General features: G+C 71.8%; 32 protein-coding genes. 21 read left to right on the forward strand and 11 right to left on the reverse strand.

The annotated features are described in order from the left end of the window. From AB4039_RS11180 to AB4039_RS11225, 10 genes are all read left to right on the forward strand, one after another. Entirely contained in the window at positions 1–372 is a 372-nt protein-coding gene (locus AB4039_RS11180) for a TadE/TadG family type IV pilus assembly protein (protein WP_442270607.1), read from the forward strand. Further along, positions 369–1,715 (forward strand): CpaF family protein, encoded by a 1,347-nt coding sequence (locus AB4039_RS11185; RefSeq protein ID WP_442270608.1) that lies wholly within the window; start codon positions 369–371, stop codon positions 1,713–1,715. Before AB4039_RS11180 ends, AB4039_RS11185 begins: the two co-directional genes overlap by 4 nt. After that, on the forward strand, positions 1,712–2,650 hold the full coding sequence (locus AB4039_RS11190; RefSeq protein WP_266841883.1) for a type II secretion system F family protein: 939 nt from the start codon (positions 1,712–1,714) through the stop codon (positions 2,648–2,650). The genes AB4039_RS11185 and AB4039_RS11190 overlap by 4 nt, the downstream gene beginning before the upstream one ends. 16 nt (positions 2,651–2,666) lie before the next feature. Then, positions 2,667–3,569, forward strand: coding sequence for a DUF5936 domain-containing protein (locus AB4039_RS11195; protein ID WP_442270609.1), 903 nt, complete (start codon positions 2,667–2,669; stop codon positions 3,567–3,569). Positions 3,570–3,575: 6 nt separating this feature from the next. Beyond that, on the forward strand, positions 3,576–4,730 hold the full coding sequence (locus tag AB4039_RS11200) for a sensor histidine kinase (RefSeq protein WP_442270610.1): 1,155 nt from the start codon (positions 3,576–3,578) through the stop codon (positions 4,728–4,730). Beyond that, a complete protein-coding gene (locus AB4039_RS11205; RefSeq protein WP_442270611.1) occupies positions 4,727–5,413 on the forward strand; it encodes a response regulator in 687 nt (228 codons plus the stop codon). The genes AB4039_RS11200 and AB4039_RS11205 overlap by 4 nt, the downstream gene beginning before the upstream one ends. Positions 5,414–5,523: 110 nt before the next feature. Next, entirely contained in the window at positions 5,524–5,769 is a 246-nt protein-coding gene (locus tag AB4039_RS11210; protein WP_442270612.1) for a hypothetical protein, read from the forward strand. Beyond that, positions 5,769–6,431, forward strand: coding sequence for a pilus assembly protein TadG-related protein (locus tag AB4039_RS11215; RefSeq protein WP_442270613.1), 663 nt, complete (start codon positions 5,769–5,771; stop codon positions 6,429–6,431). The genes AB4039_RS11210 and AB4039_RS11215 overlap by 1 nt, the downstream gene beginning before the upstream one ends. 30 nt (positions 6,432–6,461) lie before the next feature. Then, positions 6,462–7,049: a hypothetical protein gene (locus AB4039_RS11220; RefSeq protein ID WP_442270614.1), complete on the forward strand. Its 588-nt coding sequence runs from the start codon at positions 6,462–6,464 to the stop codon at positions 7,047–7,049. 4 nt (positions 7,050–7,053) lie between these two features. Continuing rightward, on the forward strand, positions 7,054–7,692 hold the full coding sequence (locus AB4039_RS11225) for an OmpA family protein (protein ID WP_442270615.1): 639 nt from the start codon (positions 7,054–7,056) through the stop codon (positions 7,690–7,692). Positions 7,693–7,704: 12 nt separating this feature from the next. Here the strand turns inward: AB4039_RS11225 and AB4039_RS11230 are convergent, their stop codons facing one another. Then, positions 7,705–8,235, reverse strand: a complete 531-nt coding sequence (locus tag AB4039_RS11230; protein WP_266841895.1) for a TetR/AcrR family transcriptional regulator — start codon at positions 8,233–8,235, stop codon at positions 7,705–7,707. Positions 8,236–8,329: 94 nt separating this feature from the next. Here AB4039_RS11230 and AB4039_RS11235 point away from each other — a divergent pair, with 94 nt between their 5' ends. After that, entirely contained in the window at positions 8,330–8,755 is a 426-nt protein-coding gene (locus tag AB4039_RS11235) for a nuclear transport factor 2 family protein (RefSeq protein ID WP_442270616.1), read from the forward strand. A 27-nt stretch (positions 8,756–8,782) separates the two neighbouring features. Continuing rightward, positions 8,783–9,607, forward strand: coding sequence for an alpha/beta fold hydrolase (locus AB4039_RS11240; RefSeq protein WP_442270617.1), 825 nt, complete (start codon positions 8,783–8,785; stop codon positions 9,605–9,607). Between the two features lie 16 nt (positions 9,608–9,623). Here AB4039_RS11240 and AB4039_RS11245 read toward each other — a convergent pair whose 3' ends face one another. From AB4039_RS11245 to AB4039_RS11255, 3 genes are read right to left on the reverse strand one after another with little or no spacing between them, the layout of a single operon-like run. Then, entirely contained in the window at positions 9,624–9,821 is a 198-nt protein-coding gene (locus AB4039_RS11245; protein ID WP_266841899.1) for a hypothetical protein, read from the reverse strand. A 5-nt stretch (positions 9,822–9,826) separates the two neighbouring features. Further along, positions 9,827–10,024 (reverse strand): hypothetical protein, encoded by a 198-nt coding sequence (locus AB4039_RS11250; RefSeq protein WP_442270618.1) that lies wholly within the window; start codon positions 10,022–10,024, stop codon positions 9,827–9,829. 11 nt (positions 10,025–10,035) lie between these two features. Beyond that, positions 10,036–10,884 carry a helix-turn-helix domain-containing protein gene (locus AB4039_RS11255; RefSeq protein ID WP_442270619.1) on the reverse strand — a complete coding sequence of 283 codons (849 nt, stop codon included), beginning with the start codon at positions 10,882–10,884 and terminating at the stop codon, positions 10,036–10,038. Positions 10,885–11,123: 239 nt separating this feature from the next. Here AB4039_RS11255 and AB4039_RS11260 point away from each other — a divergent pair, with 239 nt between their 5' ends. From AB4039_RS11260 to AB4039_RS11270, 3 genes are all read left to right on the forward strand, one after another. Then, a complete protein-coding gene (locus AB4039_RS11260; protein ID WP_442270620.1) occupies positions 11,124–11,621 on the forward strand; it encodes an ATP-binding protein in 498 nt (165 codons plus the stop codon). Positions 11,622–11,828: 207 nt separating this feature from the next. Continuing rightward, positions 11,829–12,227 (forward strand): hypothetical protein, encoded by a 399-nt coding sequence (locus AB4039_RS11265; protein WP_442270621.1) that lies wholly within the window; start codon positions 11,829–11,831, stop codon positions 12,225–12,227. Between the two features lie 89 nt (positions 12,228–12,316). Continuing rightward, positions 12,317–12,988, forward strand: a complete 672-nt coding sequence (locus tag AB4039_RS11270; RefSeq protein WP_442270622.1) for a hypothetical protein — start codon at positions 12,317–12,319, stop codon at positions 12,986–12,988. Here AB4039_RS11270 and AB4039_RS11275 read toward each other — a convergent pair. Next, on the reverse strand, positions 12,963–13,553 hold the full coding sequence (locus AB4039_RS11275) for a TetR/AcrR family transcriptional regulator (RefSeq protein WP_371676886.1): 591 nt from the start codon (positions 13,551–13,553) through the stop codon (positions 12,963–12,965). The genes AB4039_RS11270 and AB4039_RS11275 overlap by 26 nt on opposite strands. A gap of 129 nt (positions 13,554–13,682) precedes the next feature. On the opposite strand from AB4039_RS11275, the gene AB4039_RS11280 reads away from it, so the two are divergent. Then, positions 13,683–15,263, forward strand: a complete 1,581-nt coding sequence (locus AB4039_RS11280) for an MDR family MFS transporter (protein ID WP_266841909.1) — start codon at positions 13,683–13,685, stop codon at positions 15,261–15,263. Between the two features lie 181 nt (positions 15,264–15,444). Here AB4039_RS11280 and AB4039_RS11285 read toward each other — a convergent pair whose 3' ends face one another. Beyond that, positions 15,445–16,161, reverse strand: coding sequence for a TetR/AcrR family transcriptional regulator C-terminal domain-containing protein (locus tag AB4039_RS11285; protein ID WP_266841910.1), 717 nt, complete (start codon positions 16,159–16,161; stop codon positions 15,445–15,447). Between the two features lie 97 nt (positions 16,162–16,258). Here AB4039_RS11285 and AB4039_RS11290 point away from each other — a divergent pair, with 97 nt between their 5' ends. The 3 genes from AB4039_RS11290 to AB4039_RS11300 all read left to right on the forward strand — a co-directional run bounded on the left by AB4039_RS11290 (position 16,259) and on the right by AB4039_RS11300 (position 19,418). Then, the gene (locus AB4039_RS11290; RefSeq protein ID WP_442270623.1) at positions 16,259–17,971 is read left to right on the forward strand and encodes a CocE/NonD family hydrolase; all 1,713 of its coding nucleotides are present in this window, start codon (positions 16,259–16,261) and stop codon (positions 17,969–17,971) included. 113 nt (positions 17,972–18,084) lie between these two features. Continuing rightward, positions 18,085–18,921, forward strand: a complete 837-nt coding sequence (locus AB4039_RS11295) for a polysaccharide deacetylase family protein (RefSeq protein WP_266841912.1) — start codon at positions 18,085–18,087, stop codon at positions 18,919–18,921. A 176-nt stretch (positions 18,922–19,097) separates the two neighbouring features. After that, positions 19,098–19,418 carry a nuclear transport factor 2 family protein gene (locus AB4039_RS11300; RefSeq protein ID WP_266841914.1) on the forward strand — a complete coding sequence of 107 codons (321 nt, stop codon included), beginning with the start codon at positions 19,098–19,100 and terminating at the stop codon, positions 19,416–19,418. Between the two features lie 16 nt (positions 19,419–19,434). Here AB4039_RS11300 and AB4039_RS11305 read toward each other — a convergent pair whose 3' ends face one another. Beyond that, complete coding sequence (locus AB4039_RS11305; RefSeq protein ID WP_266841915.1) at positions 19,435–20,568, reverse strand: serine hydrolase domain-containing protein; 1,134 nt, start codon at positions 20,566–20,568, stop codon at positions 19,435–19,437. A gap of 184 nt (positions 20,569–20,752) precedes the next feature. Between AB4039_RS11305 and AB4039_RS11310 the strand changes: the two genes are divergently transcribed. Continuing rightward, entirely contained in the window at positions 20,753–21,379 is a 627-nt protein-coding gene (locus tag AB4039_RS11310) for a hypothetical protein (protein WP_266841917.1), read from the forward strand. 160 nt (positions 21,380–21,539) lie between these two features. Here AB4039_RS11310 and AB4039_RS11315 read toward each other — a convergent pair whose 3' ends face one another. The 3 genes from AB4039_RS11315 to AB4039_RS11325 form a co-directional block, all read right to left on the reverse strand. After that, positions 21,540–22,847, reverse strand: coding sequence for an extracellular solute-binding protein (locus AB4039_RS11315; protein WP_442270624.1), 1,308 nt, complete (start codon positions 22,845–22,847; stop codon positions 21,540–21,542). 298 nt (positions 22,848–23,145) lie between these two features. Next, entirely contained in the window at positions 23,146–23,763 is a 618-nt protein-coding gene (locus AB4039_RS11320; RefSeq protein WP_266841918.1) for an SMI1/KNR4 family protein, read from the reverse strand. A 60-nt stretch (positions 23,764–23,823) separates the two neighbouring features. Beyond that, positions 23,824–24,192, reverse strand: coding sequence for a DUF192 domain-containing protein (locus AB4039_RS11325; protein ID WP_266841920.1), 369 nt, complete (start codon positions 24,190–24,192; stop codon positions 23,824–23,826). A gap of 152 nt (positions 24,193–24,344) precedes the next feature. Between AB4039_RS11325 and AB4039_RS11330 the strand changes: the two genes are divergently transcribed. Next, positions 24,345–25,058 (forward strand): prepilin peptidase, encoded by a 714-nt coding sequence (locus AB4039_RS11330; protein WP_266841922.1) that lies wholly within the window; start codon positions 24,345–24,347, stop codon positions 25,056–25,058. 131 nt (positions 25,059–25,189) lie between these two features. Here the strand turns inward: AB4039_RS11330 and mgrA are convergent, their stop codons facing one another. After that, complete coding sequence (gene mgrA / locus AB4039_RS11335; RefSeq protein ID WP_266841924.1) at positions 25,190–26,227, reverse strand: L-glyceraldehyde 3-phosphate reductase; 1,038 nt, start codon at positions 26,225–26,227, stop codon at positions 25,190–25,192. Positions 26,228–26,240: the final 13 nt, after the last annotated feature.

Raw genomic sequence — 26,240 nt, forward strand, 5'->3', positions numbered from 1 at the left:
ATGAGAAGGCGTCGCATCCGCTCCGACCGCGGCCAAGTAGCCATCGAATACATCGGATTCGTCCCGATCCTGCTGTTCGTCGCGCTCTGCGGGATCCAGCTGGGCTGGGTCGCCTACGTCCACGAACAGGCGGACACGGCGGCGCGCACGGCGGCGCGGGTGGAGGCGCAGCACCGCGGCTGGGGCGAGGCGGCGGGGCTCGCCGCGATCCGCTCGGGCCTTCCGGCGACGGTGTCCGTACCCGGCGGCGGTGACGCGATCACCGCGACCGTGACCATCAAGGTCAACTCCATCATCCCCGGCCTCGACCTCCCGGACGCCAGGGCCACCGCCGTCATGCCCAACACCGACCCGGACGGAGCCCGACCGTGAGCCTGCGTTCCCGGGTCAGTACCCCCGACGACCGCCACAGCCCCCGCGAGGACGGCCGCCTGGTCTCCTCGTACCGGGCCAAGCTCCTCGAAGAGATCGACCTCGCCGAGATGTCCGCGCTCGCGCCCGCCGAGCGCCGCGCGCGGCTGGAACGCGTACTCGGGCACATCATCAGCCGCGAGGGCCCGGTCCTGTCCACCGCCGAGCGCGCCCAGCTGATCCGCCGCGTCGTCGACGAGGCCCTCGGGCTCGGTGTCCTCGAACCGCTCCTCGAAGACGCCTCGATCTCCGAGATCATGGTCAACGGCCCCGATCAGATCTTCGTCGAGCGCTCCGGCCGGGTGGAGCAGCTCCCGATCCGCTTCGCCTCGCACGAGCAGCTGATGCAGACCATCGAGCGCATCGTCTCCACCGTCAACCGCCGTGTGGACGAGGCCAATCCGATGGTCGACGCGCGCCTGCCCAGCGGCGAGCGCGTCAACGTCATCATCCCGCCGCTCTCCCTCACCGGCGCCACCCTCACCATCCGCCGGTTCCCGCGCGCCTTCACCCTGCCCGAGATGATCGCCCTCGGCTCCCTCGACGAGCAGATGCTCCTGCTCCTGTCCGGGCTGGTGCAGGCGAAGCTGAACCTGATCGTGTCCGGGGCCACCGGCACCGGCAAGACCACCCTCCTCAACGCCCTCTCCGGGCTGGTCCCGGAGGGCGAGCGCATCATCACCATCGAGGACTCCGCCGAACTCCAGCTCCAGCAGGCGCACGTGATCCGTCTCGAATCCCGCCCCGCGAACGTGGAGGGCAAGGGCCAGATCACCATCCGCGACCTCGTACGCAACTCCCTGCGCATGCGCCCCGACCGCATCATCGTCGGCGAGGTCCGCGGCGGCGAGACCCTCGACATGCTCCAGGCCATGTCCACCGGCCACGACGGCTCCCTCGCCACCGTCCACGCCAACAGCTCCTCGGACGCGCTCACCCGCCTGCAGACCCTCGCCTCCATGTCGGAGGTGGAGATCCCCTTCGAGGCGCTCCAGGACCAGATCAACAGTGCCGTCAACGTCATCGTGCAGCTCACCCGCTTCGGTGACGGCTCGCGCCGCATCACGGAGATCTCCATCCTCGAATCCCACGGCCGCGAGCCCTTCCGGATCACCACCGTCTGCCGCTACGTGGCCCAGCCCATGGGCGCCGACGGACGCGTGCACGGCTACTTCGCGTACGCCCCCCTTCCCCGCCGGATCGCGGAGCGCCTCTACATGAACAGCCAGCCGATCCCCCAGGCCTTCGGCGTCGCAGAGCCCGACGCCCTCCTCGACCCGCTCACCCACCGGACCGTCCTGTGAACGACCTCGTCCTCCTCACCCTCGGCGCCACCCTGCTCGCCGGGCTGTTCACGGCCCTCGGGGTGCACGCCTACTCGGCCGGGCTCGCCCAGCGCGCCGCCCTCATCGAACGCCTCTCGGCGAGCGGCGAACCCCCACCGACCGGACGCAGGCGCCGCTTCCGGGGCGTCGACCGCCGCCTGCGCAGGACGGCGCTGGGCCGCCGCATCGAACTGAAACTGGCGACCACGGGACTGGACCTCACCCCCGGCGAGTTCTTCGTCTACATGCTGCTGGCCGTCGCGGGCACGTGGCTGGTCTGCTCCTCCCTGCTGGCCCCGTTCTTCGGGCCGGTGGCCGGACTGATCGGCCTCTGGTCCGCCAACGCCTTCCTGAACTGGCAGCGCGCCCGCCGCACCGAACGCTTCATCAACCAGCTCCCCGAACTGGCCCGGATCCTCGCCAACGCCACCCAGGCCGGTCTCGCCCTGCGCACCGCCATCGGCATGGCGGCGGAGGAACTGGAGGCCCCGGCGGGCGAGGAACTGGCCCGGGTCGCGGACCGCCTCGCCGTCGGGCACTCCATCGAGGAGTCCCTCGGGGAGATCGTCGACCGGCTCCCGTCCCGCGAACTGGTCGTCCTCGTCTCCACCCTGGTCCTCTCCGCCCGCGCGGGCGGCGCCATCGTGGGCAGCCTGCGCAACCTCACGGTGACCCTGGAGCAGCGCAAGGAGACCCGCCGGGAGATCCGTACGCAGCTCTCGCAGGTGACGGTGACGGCGTACCTGGTACCGGCCATCGGACTGGGCTCGCTGCTGCTGGTGAACGCGATGATGCCGGGCGCCCTGGACCGGATGACCGGCGCGCTGATCGGGCAGGTCGCTGTGATCGTCGCCCTGGGGCTCTTCGCGCTGGGCTTCGTCCTGATCCGCCGGCTGTCGAAGATCGACGTGTGAGGGGGCTGACGCCGCGATGACCGCCTACCTCCCCCTCCTCCTCGCCCTGGCCGCGGCCCTGTCCGTCTTCGGTGTCCTGCACGGCATCCGCCTCTACCGCGCCGACGTCAAACTCCCGACCGACCTGGCCCTGGCCCTGGAGGTCGGCGCCACCCGCGCCACCGCCGTCGGCTCGCTCGTGGACCGCCTCGGCATCCGCTGGGCGCCGCTGGTGCTGCGGCTGATGGGCGCCAAGCAGGTGGCCCGCAAGCGCCGCCAGATCGACATGGCGGGCAACCCGGCCGGCCTGACCATCGACCGCTACGCCGCCCGGCGCGCGGTCTACGGATTCCTGGRCGGACTCGGCGCCCTGGCCATGCTCGTGAACGGGCGGCTCGTCCTCGCCCTCCTCATGGTGGCCTTCGGCCTGTTCTGGATCGAGGTCGGCCTGTGGTCGGCCATCCGGGTCCGCCGCGACCACATCGAGCGGATCCTCCCGGACTTCCTCGACGTCCTCGCGGTCGTGGTCAGCGCCGGACTCGGCTTCCGCCAGGCCCTGGAGCGCGTCGCGGACAAGTACACGGGCCCCTGGTCCGACGAGATCCGGATCACCCTGCAGCAGATGGACATGGGCGTCAGCCGCCGCCAGGCCTTCGACGACCTGCGCCGGCGCAACGACTCCGAACAGGTGGCCCAGTTCGTCACCGCCCTCCAACAAGGCGAGGAACTGGGCTCCCCGATCGTGGACACCCTCATCGCCATCGCCGAGGACATGCGCCGCACCGACGCCCAGAACGCCCGCCGCCGCGCGGCCCGCGCCGTCCCGAAGGCCACCTTCGCCGTCACCATGTTCATGCTCCCCGGCACCCTGATCCTGCTGGTCTGCGGGTTCGTCTACGGAGCCAACGTGGACTTCGGCGCACTGCTCGGGGGCGGGTGAGCCGCCATGACCGCACTGCATTCACCGGCACTGCATTCACCGGCACTGCGCGCGCCCCGCGGACGGGGCGCGGCTCCCGCCCCCTCCCTCGCGGTCCAGGCGAACGCCCTCCAGTGCCTGTGCCGGCAGGTCATGGCCTTCCGGCTGGTGATGATCGGCCTCGGCGCCCCCTTCTCCCTGGGCCGGACGGCATCCGGGGGACCCACGTACCTGGTGTCCGGCGCGCTGCTGGCCACCTTCATGCTGTCCTACGTCCTCTTCCGCGACTGGGAGCGCTTCGGGCCGCTGCTGCTGCGCCACCGCTGGCTGCTGGCGGTGGACATGGTCCTGAGCGGGCTCCTGCTGATCGTGGCCACCCCCACCTCCCCGGTCGGGCTGGTGGCCCTGTGCACCCCGCTGCTGGCCGGGCTGGTCTACGGATGGCGGGGCTCGGCGGTGTACGCGGCCGCGCAGGCGGTGGCGGTGGCCGCGCTGGGCGGCGGCTTCGTGCTCTGCCTGCTGTGCGTGGTGGCCGGGGCCGCCGGCTCCGGGCTGCGGGAGCTGCTGCTGCGCTTCGGGGCCGCCGTACGGAGCCTGGCGGCGGCCGAGGCGGTCCGGGACGAGCGGGAGCGGATGGCCCGGGAGATGCACGACTCGGTGGCCAAGACCCTGCACGGCCTGGCGCTGGCCGCCGACGCCCTCGCCCGGACCCCCGACCCGGCGGCGATCCGCCGCCAGGCCGAACTGGTCGCGGACGCGGCCCGCCGCGCCTCCGCGGAATCCCGGGCCCTGCTGACGGAGCTGCGCGCGCCCGGCGCCGCCCTCCTGCCGGGGCTGCGCGCCCTGGGCGCGGAACTCACCACCACGGGCACGCTGCCCGTCCTTCCCCCGGGGGTGGTGCACCAGCTCCTCTCCGTCGCCGGGGAGGCGGTGGAGAACGCCCGCCGCCACGCGGGGGCCTCGCGCGTGGAGATGTCGGTGTGCGCGGGGCCGTCGGCGCTCACGGTGACGGTCGAGGACGATGGCGTCGGCCTGCCCCCCGTACTGCCGGCCGGGCACTTCGGGGTCCTCGGCATGCGGGAACGCGCACGGTCCATCGGCGCCGCCTTCGAGGTCGGCCCCCGCACCGCGGGCACCGGCACCCGGGTCCGCCTGACCCTGCCGACGGGGGGCCGCACGTGACCGCCCTGCGCGTCCTGATCGCGGACGACAACCCGGTCGTCCGCGCGGGCCTGAGCAGCCTCCTGGCCACCACCGCCGACCTCGTGGTCGTGGCGGAGGCCCGGGACGGCCACGAGGCCCTCCACCTGACCCGGCTCCACGGCCCGGACGTGATCCTGCTGGACGTCCGCATGCCGGGAGTCGACGGCATCTCGGCCCTGCCGCACCTCGTGTGCCTGGCACCGGTGCTGATGCTGACGTACAGCCAGGAGGCCGATGTCGTCCGCGAGGCACTGCTGTTGGGCGCGGGCGGCTACCTGGTCCACGGCGAGTTCACGCCCGACGACCTCCTGCGCGCGGTCCGGGACACCCGCGCCGGCCGCGCCCATTTCACCCCGACGGCGGCGACCGTCGTGCTCGCGGAACTCCGGTCCTCTTCGCAACAGCAACGAAATGTGGGACAGTCTACGGAGCGCGTGCACAACTCCGTTGCTTTCGGGCTGAGTTCGCGGGAGGTGGAGATCATGGATCTGATCGCGTCCGGCATGAACAACCAGCAGATCGCCGGCGCCTGCTTCATCAGTGAGAAGACGGTCAAGAACCACATCAACCGCATCTTCGCCAAGCTCCGGAGCACCTCCCGCAGCCAGGCCATAGCCCGATGGCTGGGAACCGCCCGTCCAGGGGTGACCGGTCATGGGTAGACGGAGTGCGCAGTGGGTCCGTATTTGGGCCCCGGGACCCTTGGTGACGACCGGTAACTCGTCGTACCGTCCGCAAATCAACAGCGGCACCGGCCCGGGAGGGAACCCCCATGTCACACAACAGGCTGCTGAAGGCATCGGTCGAGGCGAAGCTCCGCCTGAACGACTGGACGGACACGGCGGTCACACGCCTCCGCAGGCGCTACGCGAACCCCGATCGGGGGCAGACCGCGTTCGAGTACCTGGGCATCATCCTGGTGGTCGTGGTGATCATCGGGGCGATCGTGGGCTCGGGTATCGGTACCGAGATCACGACGAAGATCAAGAAGGCAGTGCAGGACATCAAAGCCGGCTAGTGGCGCCCTTCGGCAAGCTTGACGCCAGTCGAGGGCAGGCCTTCCCCATCTACATCGTGGTGGTGGCGGGTCTGCTCTTCGCTGCGCTTGCCCTCTTCGTCGTCGGCCAGGCCTCCGTCACGCGAAGCGACGCGCAGGGCGCGGCTGACGCTGCTGCGCTGGCGGCGGCCGGGGAGGCCCGGGACGGCGGGTTGGCCGGTCTGGATCTGGTTGAACTGAAGCCGGGCGACTGGGTGAAGCTCCTGACGGGCGACCTCCTCACCGGTAAGGGTGCCTGCGCCGCCGCCGTCGACTTCGCGGCCAGGAACGACGCCCAGGCCACCTGTGAATCGTCGCTACCCCGCTTCGCCGTCACGGTGGAGACGAACCGCACGGTGGGCGAGTCGGTGATCCCCGGAACGGACGGCATGCACGGCGAGGCCCGAGCAGCAGCGGTCATCGAGCCCCTGTGCACGCTGGGATCCGCACCCACCCCCACCCCCACCGCGACGCCCCGGCCCGACCCCACCGCCACGGCATCTCCCGGGCCGAGCGCCCCGCCGGTGCCGGCCCGGGTCAAGCTGCGGTGCAAAGGGGGCAAGTCCATCGACATCGACCCGTTGAACCCGGGATCCCTGCGCGAGCTGGCGCGGTCCCTGTTCAACGTGCGACTGGTCGAGTGAGAGCCAATGAGAGACAAGGAAGCGGCTTACATGAGCATTCGGCACACGGTGAAGGTCCGCGGGGGAGCGGCCACGGCGGTCGTGGCGATCCTGGCCCTCGCGTTGGCCGGTTGTGGGAGCGGGGAGAAGCCGAAGGCGAAGGACGTGCAGAGCGCTTCGTCACCGAAGTCTCAGGGTGGTTCGTCCGCTACGACCCCCACGGGCGGGGGTGGCTCCGCACCGCTTCAGGTCCTTGCGTCGGTGAACGGTTCGGACGGCTTGACCCTCGTCATCAATTCCGTGCAGCGCGACGCCGGTGGATTCGTCACCGTGAACGGACAGATTAAGAACGGCGGCAGTGAGAGCTTCGCGGGCACGTCGGCATGGCGTGGCATCGAACTGAAGGGAAGCGGGGAATCTGTGGCAGGGGCGACCCTGGTCGACAAGGCCGGAAAGAAGCGCTATTACGTGCTCCGTGACACGGAGTCCAGGTGCCTGTGCACCACGGGGATCTCAAGCGTCGCCGCCGGACAGAGCGTGGCCTTCTTCGCCCAGTTCCCCGCCCCACCAGCCTCCACCACCGAGGTCGAGTTCAGCCTTCCCACCTTCGCCACGGCAACCGTCAAGATCTCTGGGTGACGCCATGACAAAACGCCACCGCACCGCCGCCGCCACGGCCGTAGCCGGGCTGATCATCGCCGGGGTTCATTTCGTCGGCGCGGCCAGCGCCCACGCCGACGACGTCAAGCCGTCCACGCCGCCCGGCACCGAGCCGTCCGCCTCCGCGCCCGTGCCGATCGACTCCGCCTCACCCGGGCTGAAGATCCCCCAGGGCGGGACCCTCGCCCCCGCCAAGGTGCTCGACATCGCCGAGGTCGTCGAGGACCTCGGCGGGGAGCAGCGGCGGCAGGAGACCAACCAGACCGTGATGATGGCCCTGCAGTCCGAGGTCCTCTTCCCCGAGAACAGCGCCGTCTTCAACGCCCAGGCCGCCGCCCGCATCCAGGCCATCGCCAACGAGATCAACACCCAGAAGGCCACCCGCGTCCGCGTCTTCGGCTTCACCGACGACCAGGGCAGCTACGAGCACGGCAAGGAGCTCAGCAAGCAGCGCGCCGACGCCGTGCAGGCGGAGCTGGCCAAGACCGTCACCGCCCCCGGGGTCACCTACGACGTCCGCGGCTACAGCGAGGACTACCCGATCGCCGACAACAGCACCGAGGAAGGCCGCAAGAAGAACCGGCGCGTCGAGATCACCTTCCCGCGCAGCACCGGCGGCTAGCCGGGCGGCCCGTCAGCCGGTCAGGCGTTCCGCCATCGCGCGCGCCCTGCGCGCCGGCTCCGGGCCCGGGGAGAGGGCGGCCACCGTGATCGCGCCCTCGATCAGGATCAGCAGGTCGTCGGCCGTGGCGGGGGAGTCCGGGACGAGTTCCGCGAGCAGTGCGCGCAGGTCCGCCTTGTGGCGGCGTACGGCGTCCAGCACCCCGGGCGGCCCGCCGTCGCCCAGCTCCCCGTACGCGTTCAGGAAGGCGCAGCCCCGGAAGTCCGGCTCCGAGAACCACCGCTCCAGCCAGTCGAAGACCGCGCCGACCGGTTCCGGGGCCCCCGTGACCGCCTCCCGCAGGCTCCCCGTCCAGCGCCGGTCGCGCCGCTCCAGATAGGCCGTGACCAGGGCTTCCTTCGCCGGGAAGATCCGGTACAGCCGTTTGAGCGGCACCCCCGAGCCCGCGCGGATGCGGTCCATGCCGACGGCCTGGATGCCGTGCGCGTAGAACAGCTCCTCCGCCGCGTCCAGCAGCCGGGTGCGGGCCTCTTCCTCGTCCATGGGGGCAGCGTAGCCCAAACGGCCTTGCGGAGAGAACGATCGTTCTCCTAGGCTTGAGAACGATCGTTCTCCACGACCGAGAGGGGACTTCCGCATGTCCGGAACCACCGCCGTGCGACCGCCCGTTCCGCCCTTCACCGAGGAAACCGCCCGCGCCAAGGTCCAGGCCGCCGAGGACGCCTGGAACAGCCGCGATCCCGAACGCGTCGCCCTCGCCTACACGGAGGATTCCGTCTGGCGCAACCGAGACCGCTTCCTCACCGGCCGGGCCGAGATCCGCGCCTTCCTCGCCGACAAGTGGCAGCGCGAGCTGGACTACCGGCTCCGCAAGGAGCTGTGGGCGTACACCGGAAACCGCATCTCGGTCCGCTTCGAGTACGAGTGGCACGACACCGCCGGCCAGTGGTGGCGCAGCCACGGCAACGAGCAGTGGGAGTTCGACCCCGACGGCCTGATGCGCCGCCGCGAGGCCAGCATCAACGACGTCCCGATCACCGCCGCCGAGCGCCGGATCGCCTGATCCCGCCGGGTGCGGTTCTGTGGAGTCATGGCACAGGTCCGCGCGAACGGCACCACCCTCTTCTACGAGGCCACCGGGAACGGGGAGCCCCTCGTCCTGGTCCACGGCTCCTGGAGCGACCACGACGGCTGGCGGGCCGTCGTGCCCCGCCTCGCGGAGCGCGCGCCGCTGCGCGTCGTGTCCTACGACCGCCGGGGCCACAGCCGCAGCGAGCGCCTGCCCGGGCCGGGCAGCCGGGTGGAGGACGAGGAGGACCTGGCCGCCCTCATCGAGGCCCTCGGCCTCGCTCCGGCGCACGTGGCCGGGAACTCCTTCGGCGCCTCCACCGCCCTCGGGCTCGCCGCCCGCCGCCCGGAGCTCTTCCGCAGCGTCACCGCGCACGAACCCCCGCTCCTCGGCGTCGTCGCCGACGACCCCGCCCTCCGGCCGCTGATGGAAGCCACCCGGCTCCGGATCGAGGGGGTCCTCACCGAGTTGCGCGCGGGCGACGACCGGGCGGGGGCCCGCCGCTTCGTGGAGGAGGTCGCCGTCGGCCCGGGGGCGTGGGACCGGCTGCCGGAGCCGCTGCGCGAGACGTTCGTGGCCAACGCGCCGACCTTCGCGGACGAGCAGGCCGACCCGGCCTGGGCCGACCTGGACCTCACCCGCCTCTCCCGCTACACCGGTCCCGTGCTGCTGACCCGGGGCACCGAGAGCCCGCCCTGGTTCCCGGTGATCACCGACCGGCTCGCCGCCGCGCTGCCGCAGGCGCGGGTCACGGTGCTGGAGGGCGCGGGCCACGTCCCGCACGTCTCCCACCCCGACGTCTACGCGGACAACCTCGCGGCCTTCCTCGCCGCCGGGGCGGACTGACCCGGAGCCCCGGAGGTCACCCCTCCAGCAGATGGTCCGCCTTCCCGGCCTTGATGTCGCGGATCAGCTGACGCAGCGATTCGGTCGAGTCGGTGAGGTAGGCCGCCTCCGCTCCCGCGACGGCGATGTAGCTGTTCCCGTCCCCGTCGACCCCGATCCGGTAGCAGGAGTTCCCCTCACCGCAGAACGGCTCTTCCCAGGTCACGTCCGGCATCGAGGTCAACCTTCCAGGAGGTGGTCGGCCTTGCCGGCTTTGATGTCGCGGATCAGCTGGCGGAGCGATTCGGCGGAGTCGGTGAGGTACGCCGTCTCTGCTCCGGCGACGGCGATGTAGCTGTTGCCGTCCCCGTCGACCCCGATCCGGTAGCAGCTCGCGCCCTCACCGCAGAACGGCTCTTCCCAGGTCACGTCCGGCATGGCAGCCCCTTTCACAACTGGCGTGCGATGGTGTGGATGAAGGTCCGGGACTCCCCGGGAGGCAGGGCCATTCTCTCCAGCAGCTCGAAGTGGGCCCGGTACTTGTCCAGTTGCGCTTCCGCGTACAGGAAGTCAGGGCCGTGCGAGTTGTCCACCTGTACGGTGTCGAGCAGCCTGGTCGGGCCCTCCGCGTAGAGCACGGTCTGACCGGCACCGGGGAAGCCGCCGGCGGCGAACGGAAGGACGCGCACGGTCAGGTTCTCCTGCTGTGACCGCTCCAGCAAGTGTTCTAGCTGGGCCCGGAGGACCGCCCGTCCGCCGAACTGCATGTGCAGGGCCGCCTCGTGCACGATGGCCACGAACTCTCCCGCACCCCCGCCGTCCAGAACCTGCTGGCGGGCGGCCCGGAACGCCAGGCGCAGGGCGACCTCGTCTTCCGGCAGGGAGGGGATGACCATGCGGAACACGGCGAGCGCGTGGTCGGAGGTCTGCAACAGCCCCGGCATGTGGACCGAGAACGCCCCGCGCATCCGGGTGCTGTGCGCCTCCAGTTCCGCGATGTCCAGGAACCCCTGTGGGAGCTGGCCGCGGTAGCGGTCCCACCAGCCGCGACCCGGTGAGGTCAGTGCCATCAGGCCTGCGATGTGCTTCTCGTCGGTCACCGAGCAGTTGCGGGCCAGTGTGCGCAGCCGCTCCGCGGAGATGGCGCGGGTTCCCGACTCCATCGCGGAGATGGCTCCCCTGTCCACACCCAAGAGCCCGGCGGCGCGTTCGGCCGAGACCCCGGCCGTCGTGCGCATCCTGCGCAGTTCGTACCCCAGTCTCTTCTGGCGCTCCGTCGGCGTGGTCCTCGCGGTCATGCCGTGCAGTCTGGCCTGTCGGGGGCTGCCTGGCCACGAACGGGTGATTTCGTCCGCAGTGGGGGCCAAATTTGGCCCCATCCCACTACGTTGGAGAACGCACCGCCCACGCAGGGGAGTTGAAGTGCATCGCCGCAGCATGCCTCGGGCCTCGGCGACGAGCCACGCTCCCCGTTCCGCGTCGGCCATCCGTGCGCGTCGAACTCGCCTTCGTCCAAGCCGACTTCAGGGAGTCCGTCATGCCCAGCCCCCTTTCGTCCTGCCCGCCGCCCCGGCCCGTCGAGGGTCCGTGCGAGCCGCCCGCACCCGACGGGCTCGCGTGCAGCCTCACCGTRCCCGCAGCCCCGTACAGCGGCCAGATCGCGCGCGGCGCCGTGCGGTCCGTGCTGCACGCCTACCGGCTCGACGCCCTCGCCCCCGCCGCCGTACAGGTCGCCGGGGAACTGATCGCCGCCACCTGGGACTTGGAGCCCGGCCGGAGCCTCTACCTCTCCGTCCGGTACCGCGACGACGCACTGCGGCTCAGCGTCTACGACGGCCACGCCCCCCACGCCCACCCCCGCCTGGCGGCCCACTGCGAGGCCCGGCGGCGGGCGGGGCTGCGGGTGATGGCGGCCGTCGTGCGGGACTGCGGCGGGGTGTGGGGGTTCGGGGAGTCCCGGGAGCCCGGAGGCGGTACGCGGACCTGGGCGAGCCTGCCCCGGGACGGGGCCGTTGGGTATCTCCCGGCCCGATGAACTTCTTTGATCGGGCGCGTCCGCATGCAGGGGGGCGGACCAGGTGACCTCCCCTGCGGCGCAGTACAGGGACGTCCTGGTTGACTTTCAGGACTTCGTGCGCACGGTGCGCCCGAACACCGGAGCGGGGGTCTGACGATGGGGCGTCTTTGGGACAGGTGGACCGGTACGAAGCACCCGGGCGCCGGGGTCAGGCCTCTGCCCACCATGGAGGTGCGGGAAGCGCTGCTTGCGCTCAACGCGCCGGAGGCGCCGTTCCAGCTGCGCCACGCCTTCCCGAAGGAGAAAGCAGACCTGGTGGCGGAGCGGCGGATCCCGGAGCTGAAGCTGACCGTCAAGATCCGAATGCGGTTGGTTCCGGCGGCCCGCGAGGTGCGTGTGCTCGAAGAGCAGTGGGGGAACGTGTCGCACGAGTACTCCGACTGGCAGTACGGCCGTGGGGGCGCGACCCTGGTCGCCAGGGAGTGGAAGTTCGAGAAGGGCCCCGACGGACGTCGCCGGTTCGTCGAGACGTTTCGGTACAGCTCGCGGGACATGAAGGACCCCCTGCGGGACACCGTTCTCGCCGCCGGGTGGACCTGGCGGGGAGTGCTGCTCAAGTGGTGAAGGGGGTCGCGGGTCTCCGCCGGGTGAACATCCCCTGACAGGACGGCTGTTCGGGCGTGAGCACTTGGTCGGACGGTCAGGATGCGGGCATGGTGGTGGATGTCAGACGGAACCTCGCCGGTGCGGTCTTCGCCGTCGTGCTGATGGGGGCCGCGCTCTGGTGGGTGTCGCTCCCGGATGCCGTGCGGGTGCCCGCCCGGACCTGTGGGGGTGTGCTGCCGGGGAGGGCGGTCGCCGCGCTGTTGCCGTCGAAGACGCGGGGCGAGGGGTACGCGGAGTCCCGGGGGCCCGCCGACGGCGGCACCTGGTGCCGGATGACCGCCGGGGGCGGCGCCCTCTGGGCCGGCCACTACTGGCTCGCCCCCGACGACGCCCGGAGCCGCGTGCGGGGCAACGACCCCGTCCGGCTGGCGGAGGTCGAGGGATACGCGAACGCCCATGCGGGGGTCCTCTACCTGCCCTGCCGGGCCCCCGCCGGCGTCGAGGCCCGCTGGCTCGCGGTCACCGTGTACCGGAGGGAGAGCCGGGTGGCGGGGGAGGGGGTGCCGCCCGGCAGCGCGCAGCCGCTGGCCGCCCTCGCCGCCGACGCGGCGCGCCACCTCGCCCCGCTCCTGCCCTGCGACCTCGGCTTCCGCATCGCCCCCGGACCGCCGGTCGCGGGTACGGCCGTCGTCGAGCCGAACCTCCCCGATGCGACGGTCCCCGCGCCGCCGCCGGACCCCGCGTCGACGGCCGCTACTGCGCCTGGTGGGCCCGCGTGATGAGGTCCGTCGCCACCTCCAGGGCGGCCTGGCGGGTCTCCTCCGGGTCGCCCTCCACGTGCTGGAGGAACATCATCCCCGCGTGCAGGGTGAACAGGGCGCTCACGCAGCGCACCTGGTCCGCCAGCGGCCCCTCGTCCGTGCGCAGCAGTTCCACCAGGGTGAAGAGCCGCTTCTTGACGGTCTCGCCGATGCTGAGCTCCCGCATCGTCGCCTGGTTCTCCTGCATGAAGCGGTACAGCTGTGCGCCCGACGCCATCGCCTCGCTGTACCGGCGCAGGACCTCCCGCTTGGTCTCCAGGGTCCGGGGCTGCCCCTGGGCCCACTCGATCAGCTCGTCGATCGGCCGCGTCGAGTCCTCGAAGACACTGATGATGATGTCTTCCTTGGTCTTGAAGTGGTAGTAGAGCGCCGCCTTGGTGACGTCCAGCCGCTCCGCGATCTCCCGCAGGGAGGTCTTCTCGTACCCCTGCTCGGCGAAGAGTTCCAGCGCGACGTCCTGGATGCGCTGGCGCGTGTTTCCGCGCTTGGCCTGCGGAGCGGTGCCGCTGGAACTGCTGGACATGACTCTCCCCACGAGAACTTACTTGACGCCCGGCTAGTAGCAGGGCTACCTTCCCCAGTGTAGTGAACTAGCCGGGCGGCAAGTAAGTGCCCGACCGAACGAAGAAGTGCCAGTACCAGGGGAGTGGACATGAGTGAGACGGTCAAGCAGGCGGGCGCCTCGGGGGAGGTGAAGCCGCGCAGCGTGCGCGTCGTGCTCATGGCACTCATGATCGCCATGCTGCTCGCCATGCTAGACAACATGATCATCGGGACCGCGATGCCGACCATCGTCGGTGAGCTCGGTGGTCTCGAACACCTCTCCTGGGTGGTCACCGCCTACACCCTGGCGACTGCGGCCTCCACCCCCATCTGGGGCAAGATCGGTGACATGTACGGGCGCAAGGGCTCGTTCCTCACCTCGATCGTCATCTTCCTCGTCGGTTCCGCCCTCAGCGGTATGGCCCAGGACATGGGTCAGCTGATCGGCTTCCGTGCGATCCAGGGTCTGGGCGCCGGTGGTCTGATGGTCGGCGTCATGGCGATCATCGGCGACCTGATCCCGCCCCGTGAGCGCGGCAAGTACCAGGGCATGATGGCCGGCGTGATGGCCCTCGCCATGATCGGCGGTCCGCTGGTCGGCGGCACCATCACCGACCACATGGGCTGGCGCTGGGCCTTCTACATCAACCTCCCGCTCGGCGCCGTCGCCCTCGCGATGGTCACGGCCGTGCTGCACCTGCCCAAGAAGAAGGCGCAGGGGAAGATCGACTACCTGGGCGCGGCCCTGCTGACCGTCGCCATCACCTCGACCGTCCTCGTCACCACCTGGGGCGGCACCGAGTACGCCTGGGGTTCCGCGGAGATCATCGGCCTGATCGTCGCCGGCCTGCTCTCGCTCGCCGCCTTCCTCTACGTCGAGACCAAGGCCGCCGAGCCGGTCATGCCGCTGCACATCTTCCGCAGCCGCAACTTCACGCTCATGTCCGTGATCGGCTTCCTCGTCGGCTTCGCGATGTTCGGCGGCGTGCTCTACCTGCCGCTCTTCCAGCAGGCGGTGCAGGGCGCCTCCGCCACCAACTCGGGCCTGCTCCTCCTGCCGATGCTGCTCTCGATGATGGTCGTCTCGCTCGTCGCGGGCCGGATCACCACCAGCAGCGGCCGGTACAAGGTGTTCCCGATCATCGGCGGCGCGCTGATGGTCGTCGGGCTCTTCCTGCTCGCCTCCATGGACACCGGCACCACCCGCCTCGTCTCCGGTCTCTACATGGCCGTCCTCGGCGCCGGTCTCGGCTTCCTGATGCAGATCACCATGCTGGTCGCGCAGAACAGCGTGGACATGAAGGACATGGGCGTCGCCTCCTCCTCGGCCACGCTCTTCCGCACCCTGGGCGGCTCCTTCGGCGTGGCCCTCATGGGCTCGCTCTTCACCACCCAGGTCACGGACACCATGTCCGAGCGGCTCGGCCCGCAGGCGGCCAAGGCCGCGGGCTCCGCCCAGCTGGACGCGGCGAGCCTGGCCAAGCTGCCCGAGGCCGTGCGCGACGCCTACCAGCACGCGGTGGCCGCCGGTACGCACTCGGCGTTCCTGCTGGGCGCGGGCATCGCCGTACTGGGCTTCGTACTCGCCTGGTTCGTCAAGGAGGTCCCGCTGCGGGGCGCCGGTCCGGCCCAGGCCGGCGGCGAGGGCGCCAAGGCCGCGCCCGCTCCGCAGGACTCCTTCGCGCACTGAGTCCCCCGCGCGGGAACGCGCGGTACGCACGCGGCACACGCCACACGCCACACGGGTCCGGCCCGGGGAGAGATCCCCGGGCCGGACCCGTTCCGTTGCGGCCCCGGGGGCCCGGCCGGGCGAGCGGCGGAGGGCGCGAGGCGACGGAGGGGGGGGCGGGGCGTGGTGCGGCGTCGCGGGATCAGCCGGTGTCGAGGCCGTCGACGAGGCGGTTGAGGAACCGGTCGAAGGTGGCTTCGGGGGTGAGGGGGCGCCCGGGGGCGGCGAGGGCTTCGGCGAGTTCCGGGTGGCGGCCGTCCGTCGCGACAGCGGTGAGGTAGCGGACTTCGGCCGCGATCCGGTCGGGGGACCGTGAGGCCGCGGCCTGCGCGATCTCATGGCCGACGTGTCCGGCCACGAATGCGGTGAGCTGGGCGAAGATCTCCAGCTTCGCCGCACCGTCCAGCCCGGTGGGCCGCAGGGCGGCGAGCGCGCGTTCCAGGAAGGCCAGGGTGTTGGGGCCGGGGGTGCGGTGGGTGGCCAGAGCGGCGGGCAGCCAGGGGTGTCGCAGCATGTGGGCGCGCTGGAGGTGGGCGATGGCCTTCAGCTCGGCGCGCCAGTCGCCGGTGGGCGTGTGCGCGGCCGGCAGTTCGCCGCTGACGTGGTCGACCATCAGCTCCAGCAGCGTCTCCTTGTCGGGGGCGTAGCTGTAGAGCGACATGGCACCGGCTCCGACCTGTGCGGCGACCTTCCGGATGGTGACCGCTTCGAGCCCCTCCGCGTCCGCCAGGGCGACGGCCGCCGCGGTGATCGTCTCTCTGCTGTAGGCGGGCTTGCGCCCCCTGCGGGGCTGGTCGGAACTCAGCCAGAGCTGCTCGGGGTCGATGCCTGCGGCATCGGCCCCTCCTTTACGGGGCATGGGTGCGTGCTCCCTTCCTTGATCAGGGCGGCCCTTGCGGGCTTCATCCAAGCATCCTGTATTCTCGTACACTGTACGGATATCGAGGAGGGGAACGATGGCAACACGCACGCACGGTCCTGCGCCGACGACGACCTGGGCCATGCCTTCCGGTAAGCCGCCGCTGGCCTCACGGATGATGAGGGCGACCTGGCGCGGCCTCCCGGCCAAGCGGCACGACGTCGGGTGGGAGCCGGGACTGCTGGTGCCGGCCGCCGACGGCAGCCCGCTGGTCACGGACCACTACTTCCCGCGCGCCGACGGCGACTTCCCCACCCTCCTGGTGCGCTCGCCGTACGGCAGGGGCCTGCCGTGGTCCCCCATGTACGGCGTGCTCTTCGCCGAACAGGGCTTTCACGTGGTGGTGCAGAGCTGCCGCGGCACCGGCGGCTCCGGCGGTGAGTTCGAGCTGTGGCGCAACGAGGCCGCTGACGGCCGGGCCACGGTGTCCTGGCTGCGCGAGCAGAGCTGGTTCGACGGAACACTGGGGACCGTCGGGCCCAGCTACCTGGGATACGTGCAGTGGGCCCTCGCCGCGGACCCGCCGCCGGAGCTGAAGGCGATGGTGGTGCAGGTGGGGCTGCACGATCCGTACTCCCTGTTCTACGCGGACGGTGCGCTCCGCCTGGAGAACGCCCTCGCCGTCGGCGTCGGCATGACGTACCAGCACCAGGGCATGGGCCGGTTCATCAGGGCGACGATGCGTCTGCAGCGTCGCCTGGGCGAGGTCACCACCGCACGGCCGCTGCGCGGGGCGTACGTGCCCGCCCTCGGCGGCGACGTGCCCTGGCTGGACGACGTGATGTCGCACCCGGACGCCGAGGACGCGTACTGGCACGGTGCGTCGCTGGCGGCGGTGGCGGAGCGGCTGGGCGTGCCGACCGCTTTGATCACCGGATGGCACGACGTCATGGGCGACCAGACCCTCGGGCAGTACCACCGGCTGCGCGAGGCCGGCTGCGAGACCTCCCTGCTCGTCGGCCCCTGGACCCACACGTCCGCGCTGCAGCAGGGGTGGCCCGAGGTCTTCGCCGAGAGCCTCGCCTGGCTGCGCGCGCACCTGTGCGGCGACCCCTCCGGCCTYCGCCCCACCAGGGTCCGCGTGCACGTCGGCGGCGAAGACGACTGGCGGGACCTCGACGACTGGCCGCCGGCCACGGCCGCCACCTCGTGGTTCCCCGCCGAGCGGGGGCAGCTCACCGAGCGGGCTCCCGCGGAATCCGCGCCACTGGCGTCGTTCCGCTACGACCCGGACGACCCCACCCCCTCGCTCGGCGGCCCGCTGCTCTCCCGTACGGCCGGTCCGCGTGACAACGGCACCCTGGAGATCCGGGACGACGTACTGACGTTCACCGGGCCGCCGCTGACCGCACCCGTGGACGTCCTCGGCCCGGTCTCCGCCCGGTTGACCCTCTCCACGGACACCGGCCACGCCGACGTCTTCACCCGCCTGTGCGACGTGGACGAACAAGGCCGCTCCGTCAACATCTGCGACGGGCTGGGCCGGCTCCGGACGGCCGAGGGGATGCCCTCGCCCATCACCGTGCCGATGAGTGCCACCGCCCACCGCTTCGCCGTCGGTCACCGCATGCGCTGGCAGATCAGCGGGGGCGCACATCCGCGCTACGCCCGCAATCCCGGCACCGGGGAGTCGTCGGTGGACGCCACGGCCTTCACGCCGGTGCGCATCACGCTCCACACGGACTCTGCGCTGGTGCTTGCGACGCCCGCCCCCGGTGGCGTGGGGCAGGAGGGGCGTCCGGGGCTATAAAGGACCAAAGTCCTTATTACCTGGAATTTATAGGGCAATCGGGTGGAACCCGGCCTGGTTCCAAGACGTCATGACCCACAGGACCCTCGCAAGTCCGGATGGGGAGTGGACACATGACGCGCACGCAGAAGCAGGCCCTGCGGACCCGGATGGCAGTCGGCGCCTCGGCCGTGGCCGTCGCCGCGACCGTCTGGGGCGTGACGGCCCTGGTCGCCACGGACGACCACACCGCCCCCCGGCAGGGGAGCGCCCCCCGCCAGGGCGAAGCGGACGGCGGGCCGGACGAGGGGGGCACCGGCGGGGCCGCCCCCGCTGCCCCCGCCGCACCGGCGGGACTGCCCGACACCATCGCCCACGCCTCGGAGGGCGGCGGGAACACCGTCAACATCACCATCGACGACGGCCCCGACCCCCGCTGGACCCCGCAGGTCCTCGACGTCCTGGCCCGCCACGACGTGAAGGCCGTCTTCTGCATGATCGGCCCGCAGGCCGAGGCCCACCCGGAGCTGGTCAAGCAGGTCGTCGCGGCCGGTCACCGGCTCTGCGACCACACCATGAACCACGACACGGCCATGGACAAGAAGCCCGTCGCGTACCAGGAGGCGCAGATCCTCGACGCGAAGAAGCTGATCGAGGAGGCGGCGGGCGGCGGCGCGAGGGTCGAGTACTACCGGGCCCCCGGCGGGGCCTTCACCCCCGACAGCCGGCGGATCGCCGCCGCCCACGGCATGCGCCCGCTCGGCTGGAACGTCGACACCAAGGACTTCGGCAAGCCCGGGACCGCCGCCATCGTGGCCGCCGTCAAGCGCGAGATGGGAAACGGCCCGACGGTGCTCTTCCACGACGGGGGTGGCGACCGCCGGCAGACCGTCGAGGCCCTCGACCAGGTGCTGACCTGGCTGAAGGAGCAGGGCCGGCCGACCGGCTTCCCGGTCCGCACCGCCCCCTGAACCGCCCCCGCACCGCCCCCTGAACCGCGCCCGCACCGCCCCCTGAACCGCGCCCGCGCCGCCGCCTGACACGCCGTCCGGCGGCGAACGGGTGAGGGTCGCCGCGCCCACGGCCGCCACGGTGTTCCCTGGTCGCGCACGCAGCACCGTACGCACGCATCCGCCCAGGAGCCCCCGTGATCGATCCCACCCAGCTGACCGACCCCGCCGTCCGCGCCTTCGTCACCGCCGTGAACGCCGGGGACCGCACGGCCTTCCACGCGGTCCTGACCCCCGGCGCGACCATGTCCGACGACGGCTCGGACCGCGACGTCGACGACTGGACGGAGCGGGAGATCTGGTCCTGCCACGGCCACATGTCGGTCGACTCCGAAGCCGACGGGGGCCGCTCCCTGGTGGTGGACTACCGCAACGACACCTGGGGCGAGATGCGCACCGCCTGGCGGTTCGAGATCGCCGACGGCCACGTCGTCCGCTTCGAGACCGGCCAGGCCTGATCCCCGGGTCCCGGGGCTACAGCCCCCGCGCCACCTCCATCACCGCCGCCGTCAGCGGGCCGTTCTCCGGGGCCGTACCGCCCGGGAAGCCGAAGCGGCGGCGCGTGTACCCGTACGCAATGCCCGTGACCGGGTCGGCGAAGCCGAGCCCGCCCGACGCGCCGCAGTGCCCGAAGGCCTCCGGGCCCACCGCGTGCTGCCGCTCGAAGCCCAGACCGAAGTGGTCGGCCTCCGGAACGACCGAGTCCGCGCCCGGGGTGTGCGGCCGCGCGACGTCCGCCACGGTCTCCGGCTTCAGCAGCGCGGGGAGGCCGTTCAGCCCGCCGACCGCCGCCGCGTACAGGTCCGCCACCGCGCGCGCCGTGCCGACGCCGCCCGCGGAGGCCGGGCCCCGGCCCTTCACCTGCGGGTGGTTGGCGTACGCGACCAGGTCCATCGCGGGCTCGCGGTGCCAGTTGAAGGCGATCTTCAACAGCTCCGGCAGCGGCTCGCCCGCGGCCAGCACCTCCAGCTGGGCCGGGGTCGGCACCATCTCCAGGACCGGCTTCCAGCGGCCCTCCTCGGAGGCCGGCAGACCCATGTACAGGTCCAGCCCGTACGGGACCCGCAGCCGCTCCTCGTAGACCTCCTGCAGGGACCGGCCGGTCACCCGCCGGACCACCTCGCCCGTCAGGGCGCCGATCACGAAGGCGTGGTAGCCGTACGCCGTACCGGGCTCCCAGTAGGGCTCGGAGCCGGCCAGCCGCGCCGCGATCAGGGCGTCGTCCGCGATCTCCTCGTACGAGAAGCCCTCGGGGGTGTTGATCAGCCCGGAGCCGTGCGCGACCAGCTGCCGCACCGTCAGGCGCTCCTTGCCGTGCCCCGTGAACTCCGGCCAGTACGAGGACACCGGCCGCTCCAGGTCCAGTACGCCCTCCTGCGCCAGCAGGGCCACCACCAGGTGCGCGGCACCCTTGGTGATCGAGTAGACCCCGGTCAGGGTGTCCCCCTCGGTGTCCTCGCCGCCCCACAGGTCGACGACGACCCGCCCGTGGTGACGCACCGACAGCTGTGCCTCGGGCGAGACGTGCTCGCCGGTCACGAAGGCCTCGAACTCCTCCCGCACCGGCTCCCAGCCCGCCGCCACCGTTCCGTTCACCGTCACGCTCATGACATCCCCCGTCCGTCGCACGCGGATCTTTCCGCTGTGTCCGTGGGCAGCCAACCAGGGGCGGTGGGATCGTATTCCTGTCGGATCCGGGAGTTCGTCACCTGCGCGCGTCCGGCCCGCTCCCTTACGGGTGAACGCGCCCGCGGCGTCGTTCCGCCCGCCGCGGGCTCCCGTTGGGCCGTGCATGAACCGCACCCGCACCGTCGCCCTCAGCCTCGCCGCCGCCGTCGCGGCCCTCGCGCCCGCCCTCGGGCAGGCCGCCGCCACCGCCGCGCCGGGCACGGCCTACCTCCAGGACCCGGCCGGGGACGAGCACGCGATGAAGTCCATGTGGACCAAGGACGACATGCACAAGGTGGAGGGACAGCTCCGCTTCCACCCGGGCGTGCAGTACAAGACGGTGACCCGGCCCGGTCCGCAGGAGGCGCCCGAGTGGAAGCGCCAGGTGGGCGACCCCAAGACGCTGGCCTGGCAGCCCTCGTACGAGTTCGCCTGGGCGGTCTCCGACTCGGCGGTCGTCAAGAAGGCCCTGACCACCAAGGACGGCAACCAGCCGATCGTCGTCCACGCGGTGCTGCGCGACGCGAAGGGGGCCGCGGCGGGCGAGGTGCGCAAGGAACTGTCCGGGCAGCCGGCGACGGGGCGTCAGAAGGTGGCGGGGAACAAGCGGATCGCGTGCGACACCGGCGAGTACACGGTGGAGTGGTCGCTCACCCGGACCGGCTACGGGACGCTGACGGGCACCCTGCGCTGGGACTCCAGCTGCGAGCAGTACCGGACGGCGTTCGCCGCGGAGAACGGGGCGCACTAGCCACGCGCAGGAGGAGGGGGAGGGGAGGCCTGGCGCCCCGGCACCTTGTGGGTGCTCGGCGGGCGGCCGGGCCGGGGCCTTGGATCAAGGCCGTCACGGTCATGGTGCCGTACGGGATGGGTACGGGCGGAGGGCCGAAGGTCCCGGATCGGGAGGTGCTTCAGTGCTTCTTCCCCGCCTCCGCCGCCTTCGCGGCCATGCCCTCCAGAATGGCCTTCGGGTCGCCGCCCGGCTCCACGGCCCGCCCGATCCCGCGCTTGATGGTGTCGCTGACCGTCACCCACGTCGGGTCGTTGACGGGGTAGAGCTGGGCGCCGCGCAGGGCGGTCAGGAACTGCTCGTCGGTCTTGTCGAGACCCCCGCCCGCCGGGGTGCGGGAGGCCGTGACCGTCGAGGGCAGCAGGTGGTAGCGGCCCGCGAAGTCCGACAGGTACTTGTCCGCGTAGACGAAGTCGAGGAACTTGCCGATCTCGGCGCGGTGGTCGTTCTGCCTGAAGGCCATCATCCAGTCGGCCACGCCCACGGTCGGCGGGGTCTCGCCCGCGCCCAGGGTGTCCGAGACCGGCATGGCGACGGCGCCGACGGTGATGCCCTTGGCGCGCGCCTCGTGGGAGAGCGACGGGTAGCCGTTGAGCATCCCGACCTCGCCGCGCAGGAAGGCGGCGAAGGCGTCCGCGCGGTTGAGCTGCGACGGCGGCGTCGGGCCGGTCAGTCCGGGGGCGACCAGCTGGTCCCGGAGCCAGCGCAGGGTGTAGATGTTCTGGTCGGAGGCCAGGGCGTAGTTGCCGCTGCTGTCGGCGTAGCCGCCGCCGTTGCTCAGCTCCCAGATCAGCGTCTCGGCGTGCGCCTCCTCGGGGCCCAGCGGTAGGGCGTAGGGGTACTTCACGCCCTTGTCCTTGAGTGCCTTGGCGGCGGCCTTCAGGTCGGACCAGTTCTTCGGCTGCCAGGTCGCCGTGCCGTCCTTGGGGATGACCCCGGCGTCGGCGAGCAGCTTCTGGTTGTAGAAGAGCAGACGGCTGCTCGCCACGAAGGGCAGGCCGTAGAGGGTGTTGCCGACCGAGCCCGCCTCGGCGAGGGGCTGGAGGAAGTTCGATTCGGCGGTGATGGAGAGGAGCTCGTCCGCGGAATAGAGCTTGCCCTGGGCCGCGAAGTCCGAGTACGAGCCCATGAGGGCCATGTCGGGTGCCTTGCCGGCCTTGACCATACGGGAGACCTCGCGGTCGATGTCGGCCCAGGGAAGCAGCTGGACCTCGACCTTGATGTCCGGGTTGGCCGCGGTGAAATCCTTCGTCACCTGGTTCCAGAAAGCCTTGGAGCTGTTGCCCGCATTGTCGCCGTATTCGGCCGCGACCAGGCGCAGGGTTCCGCTGTCACCCGCCCCGGCTTCGGAACTTCCGCAGCCGGACAGCGGTATCAGCAGGCCGAAGACGACCGCCGTGGCGGCAGCGCCGAACATTCTTCGTCGCACGGGTGGGTACCCCTGATTTTCTTTTGAGACCGGATATTACTTATGAGTTACTCCAGGCCGGGGTGTCCCTCCGTGGCCCGTTGGCCGGAATTCTCTCCTGAGGGCCGGTGGGTTGATTCCATTGGGTCGGCAGTTGTGTTCAATGCTCCAAATTCCGCAATTCCCGCTCGTGTTTTCCGATATGCGCTCCACGAATTGGACGCGCGTAGACGTGCGCAGACATGCCGAAAAGCCCGTTTCCGGCAGGGAAACGGGCTGAAGGGTGTGGCGGGTGCGGCGGGTGTGGCGGGTCGGCCGGCTAGTCGGCGAACTCGCCCGCGTAGGGGTCGGGCTCCCCGGTCTCGGGGTTGCGGCCCTCCTGCCAGCGGCGCTGGGCCTTGCGCCAGTGGACGAAGCTGAGGTGGCCGGCGTCCCAGAAGGTGATGCCGACGGGGCTCACGTCGAACTCGTCGGAGCACAGCAGCAGCAGGAATTCGGCCATGCCGTACGGGTACACCGCGAACGCGTCGGCGGTGTGCCGCCCGACGACGAGCACCGGCCACCGGTCCGGGTCCGGGTCGGTGGTCAGCCAGCACAGGACGTCGGCGCCGGCGGTGACGCCCCACGCGACGATGGACTCCGGATCCACGTCGAAGGCGGCCCGGCCGCCCCCGTCCTCCCAGGCCTGCCGGGCGTTGGCGGTCTCCTCCGACATCTCCGCCGGGTCCCACTGGAGTCCGGGCTTGGGCAGCGGCAGCAGGACGCTGGCCTCGCCGTTGATGGAACCGGCCCCGTAACGCCCCATGAACGCCACGAAGTCGGACGGGAACCGGGTGCCCCAGACGGCCTCGGCCGCCTGCCAGTCGATGTCCTCGTCGGCGCCGTGCGTCGCCGGCATGATCTGCTCCAGCGCCTTGATCCGCGCGTTCTCCGTCATGCCGCTCCCCTGCGCGCCCCAGCTCAACCGCCTCAACCTACCGCCCGAGCGCCCGCGGACCTAGGCGGTGTCGAGACGGTCCCGCGGCCGCACCCCGAGCCGGATCCCGGGGCGCAGCCCCCAGCCCGCCATCGCACCCGCCTCCGCCTCCAGGACGTGCCGGGCGAGCGGGCGGGGCAGGCCCAGGCGGCCCGGCGGCATCGTCACCACGGCGCGGACCCGCAGGCTCCGGTCCAGGTAGGCCACGTCGATCGCGAACCGCATCCGGAAGGTGTGCACGCTCGCCGCCGGGGTCAGCAGCAGGGCCCCCTCGATGCCGTCCCGCCCCAGGAGCCCGCGCGTACGCGCCCGGTATGAGGCGGCCACCTCCAGCGGCACCGCCGCCCCGCCGACCTGGAGGATCCCGTACCCGTCGTCCCACCGCGTCATGGCGGCCACCCTAGGGGCTCCCGCCCCGGGCCCCCACCCCTGCGGGGAAAGGGGAAACGGCCTTGGGGAAACGGCTGCCAGGAAACGGCTGCCGGGAAACGACCCCCGGGGAACGGCCGCGGGGCCCGCGCGCCGCGGTCTACCGTCGGCGGATGGTCCACGCCGTGATCGTCCTCCTCGCCGTCGCGTACGGCGCCGCCGCCGGGCTGGGGCTGCCGCGCGCCGCGTACCGGCTCTCCGTGGAGCCCGGGGAGCCCTGGCGGCGCAGCTGCCCCCGGGGACACCCGCTCGCCGGGTGGCTCGGCCCCGCCCGCTGCGCGGGGCGCCGCTACGGGCCCGCGGGGGCCTGGGCGGCCTCCGCGGCCGTCTGCGGGGCGCTCGCCGCCGTGGTGGGCCCGCGCCCCGAGGCGGCGGCGTACGTGCTGCTCGCCCCGGCGCTGCTGCTGCTGGCCCTCGTCGACCTCGCCGTGCACCGGCTGCCCGACGTGCTCACCCTGCCGCTGGCCGCCGCCACCGCCGCGCTCCTCGGCGCCGCCGCGCTGCTGCCCGGCGCCGCCGGCTCGTGGCGGCTCGCGCTGCTGGGCGGGGGCGCGCTCGGGGCCGCGTACCTCCTGCTGTTCCTGATCAACCCCGCCGGGATGGGCCTCGGCGACGTCAAGCTGGCGCTCCCGCTCGGGGTCGCTCTTGGGTGGTACGGGTGGGGGGTATGGCTCGCCGGCGCCTTCCTGGGCCTGCTCTACGGGGCCCTGTACGGCCTGGGCCTGCTGCTCAGGGGCCGGGCGACCCGTACGACGGGCTTCGCCTTCGGCCCCTTCATGGCCGCCGGCGCCCTCACCGGAGTGCTGCTGGGCGGATTCGGAGCGTAATCGTTTCGCGGCAATGCACGCATCTCGCTTTACGAAGGGTTATGGTGGAACCCCCCCCTCGGGCCGGTCCGTATCCCCCCCACGGACCGGCCCGTTTTTTTCTTTCCGCCCCTTCCGGGCAAAAACGCAGGTCAGCCGCGCTGGGCCCAGATGTTGGTGCCGGGGGTGGAGACGGCGAAGGAGTCGATCTCCTTCAGCTCCTCCGCCGACAGCGGCGCCGCGCCCAGCGCGGCCACGTTCTCCTCCAGCTGCCGCACGCTCGACGCGCCGATCAGCGCGGAGGTCATCCGCTCGTCGCGCAGCACCCACGTCAGCGCCAGCTGCGCCAGCGACTGCCCGCGCCGAGCGGCGATCTCGTTCAGGCCGGCGAGGCGGCCGAGGACGTCCTCGGAGAGCAGGTCCGGGTTGAGGGACTTGCCCTGAGCGGCCCGCGAGCCCTCCGGGATGCCGCCCAGGTACTTGCCGGTCAGCAGGCCCTGCGCGAGCGGCGCGAAGGAGATGCAGCCCATGCCGGCCTCCTCCAGGGTGTCCAGCAGCCCGTCCTCCTCCGTCCAGCGGTTGATCATGGAGTACGAGGGCTGGTGGATCAGCGGCCGCACGCCCATCCCGCGCAGGATCCGCGCCGCCTCGGCCGTCTGCTCCGCCGTGTACGAGGACACGCCGACGTAGAGCGCCTTGCCCTGCTGGACCGCGGACGCGAGCGCCCCCATGGTCTCCTCCAGCGGGGTCTCCGGGTCGAAGCGGTGGGAGTAGAAGACGTCGACGTAGTCGACGCCCATCCGCTTCAGCGACGCGTCGAGCGAGCCGAGGAGGTACTTGCGGCTGCCCCACTCACCGTAGGGGCCCGGGTGCATCAGGTAGCCGGCCTTGGTGGAGAGCACCAGCTCCTCGCGGTAGGACGCGAAGTCCTGCGCGAAGATCTTGCCGAAGTTCAGCTCGGCGGAGCCGGGCGGCGGGCCGTAGTTGTTGGCCAGGTCGAAGTGTGTGACGCCGAGGTCGAAGGCGCGGCGGAGGATGGCCCGCTGGGACTCCAGGGACTTGTCGTCACCGAAGTTGTGCCAGAGGCCGAGGGAGATGGCCGGAAGCTTGAGGCCACTGTGGCCGGTGCGCCGGTACTGCATGGAGTCGTAGCGCGAGGGCTCTGCCCGATAGGGATTGTTATCAGTCACGATGTCCTCCCTA

This window comes from Streptomyces sp. M-16 (assembly GCF_052114405.1).
GTDB lineage: Bacteria > Actinomycetota > Actinomycetes > Streptomycetales > Streptomycetaceae > Streptomyces.

What these genes read in the sequence shown, in the direction of transcription:
- AB4039_RS11255 (WP_442270619.1), bottom strand. Translation starts at nt 10,884, where the DNA reads ATGACCGCGAGGACCACGCCGACGGAGCGCCAGAAGAGACTGGGGTAC.
- AB4039_RS11240 (WP_442270617.1), top strand. Translation starts at nt 8,783, where the DNA reads ATGGCACAGGTCCGCGCGAACGGCACCACCCTCTTCTACGAGGCCACC.
- AB4039_RS11330 (WP_266841922.1), top strand. Translation starts at nt 24,345, where the DNA reads ATGGTCCACGCCGTGATCGTCCTCCTCGCCGTCGCGTACGGCGCCGCC.
- AB4039_RS11230 (WP_266841895.1), bottom strand. Translation starts at nt 8,235, where the DNA reads ATGGACGAGGAAGAGGCCCGCACCCGGCTGCTGGACGCGGCGGAGGAG.
- AB4039_RS11270 (WP_442270622.1), top strand. Translation starts at nt 12,317, where the DNA reads ATGGTGGTGGATGTCAGACGGAACCTCGCCGGTGCGGTCTTCGCCGTC.
- AB4039_RS11295 (WP_266841912.1), top strand. Translation starts at nt 18,085, where the DNA reads ATGACGCGCACGCAGAAGCAGGCCCTGCGGACCCGGATGGCAGTCGGC.
- AB4039_RS11275 (WP_371676886.1), bottom strand. Translation starts at nt 13,553, where the DNA reads ATGTCCAGCAGTTCCAGCGGCACCGCTCCGCAGGCCAAGCGCGGAAAC.
- AB4039_RS11250 (WP_442270618.1), bottom strand. Translation starts at nt 10,024, where the DNA reads ATGCCGGACGTGACCTGGGAAGAGCCGTTCTGCGGTGAGGGCGCGAGC.
- AB4039_RS11320 (WP_266841918.1), bottom strand. Translation starts at nt 23,763, where the DNA reads ATGACGGAGAACGCGCGGATCAAGGCGCTGGAGCAGATCATGCCGGCG.
- AB4039_RS11200 (WP_442270610.1), top strand. Translation starts at nt 3,576, where the DNA reads ATGACCGCACTGCATTCACCGGCACTGCATTCACCGGCACTGCGCGCG.
- AB4039_RS11285 (WP_266841910.1), bottom strand. Translation starts at nt 16,161, where the DNA reads ATGCCCCGTAAAGGAGGGGCCGATGCCGCAGGCATCGACCCCGAGCAG.
- AB4039_RS11180 (WP_442270607.1), top strand. Translation starts at nt 1, where the DNA reads ATGAGAAGGCGTCGCATCCGCTCCGACCGCGGCCAAGTAGCCATCGAA.
- AB4039_RS11210 (WP_442270612.1), top strand. Translation starts at nt 5,524, where the DNA reads ATGTCACACAACAGGCTGCTGAAGGCATCGGTCGAGGCGAAGCTCCGC.
- AB4039_RS11280 (WP_266841909.1), top strand. Translation starts at nt 13,683, where the DNA reads ATGAGTGAGACGGTCAAGCAGGCGGGCGCCTCGGGGGAGGTGAAGCCG.
- AB4039_RS11235 (WP_442270616.1), top strand. Translation starts at nt 8,330, where the DNA reads ATGTCCGGAACCACCGCCGTGCGACCGCCCGTTCCGCCCTTCACCGAG.
- AB4039_RS11310 (WP_266841917.1), top strand. Translation starts at nt 20,753, where the DNA reads ATGAACCGCACCCGCACCGTCGCCCTCAGCCTCGCCGCCGCCGTCGCG.
- AB4039_RS11225 (WP_442270615.1), top strand. Translation starts at nt 7,054, where the DNA reads ATGACAAAACGCCACCGCACCGCCGCCGCCACGGCCGTAGCCGGGCTG.
- AB4039_RS11265 (WP_442270621.1), top strand. Translation starts at nt 11,829, where the DNA reads ATGGAGGTGCGGGAAGCGCTGCTTGCGCTCAACGCGCCGGAGGCGCCG.
- AB4039_RS11305 (WP_266841915.1), bottom strand. Translation starts at nt 20,568, where the DNA reads ATGAGCGTGACGGTGAACGGAACGGTGGCGGCGGGCTGGGAGCCGGTG.
- AB4039_RS11220 (WP_442270614.1), top strand. Translation starts at nt 6,462, where the DNA reads ATGAGCATTCGGCACACGGTGAAGGTCCGCGGGGGAGCGGCCACGGCG.
- AB4039_RS11245 (WP_266841899.1), bottom strand. Translation starts at nt 9,821, where the DNA reads ATGCCGGACGTGACCTGGGAAGAGCCGTTCTGCGGTGAGGGGAACTCC.
- AB4039_RS11325 (WP_266841920.1), bottom strand. Translation starts at nt 24,192, where the DNA reads ATGACGCGGTGGGACGACGGGTACGGGATCCTCCAGGTCGGCGGGGCG.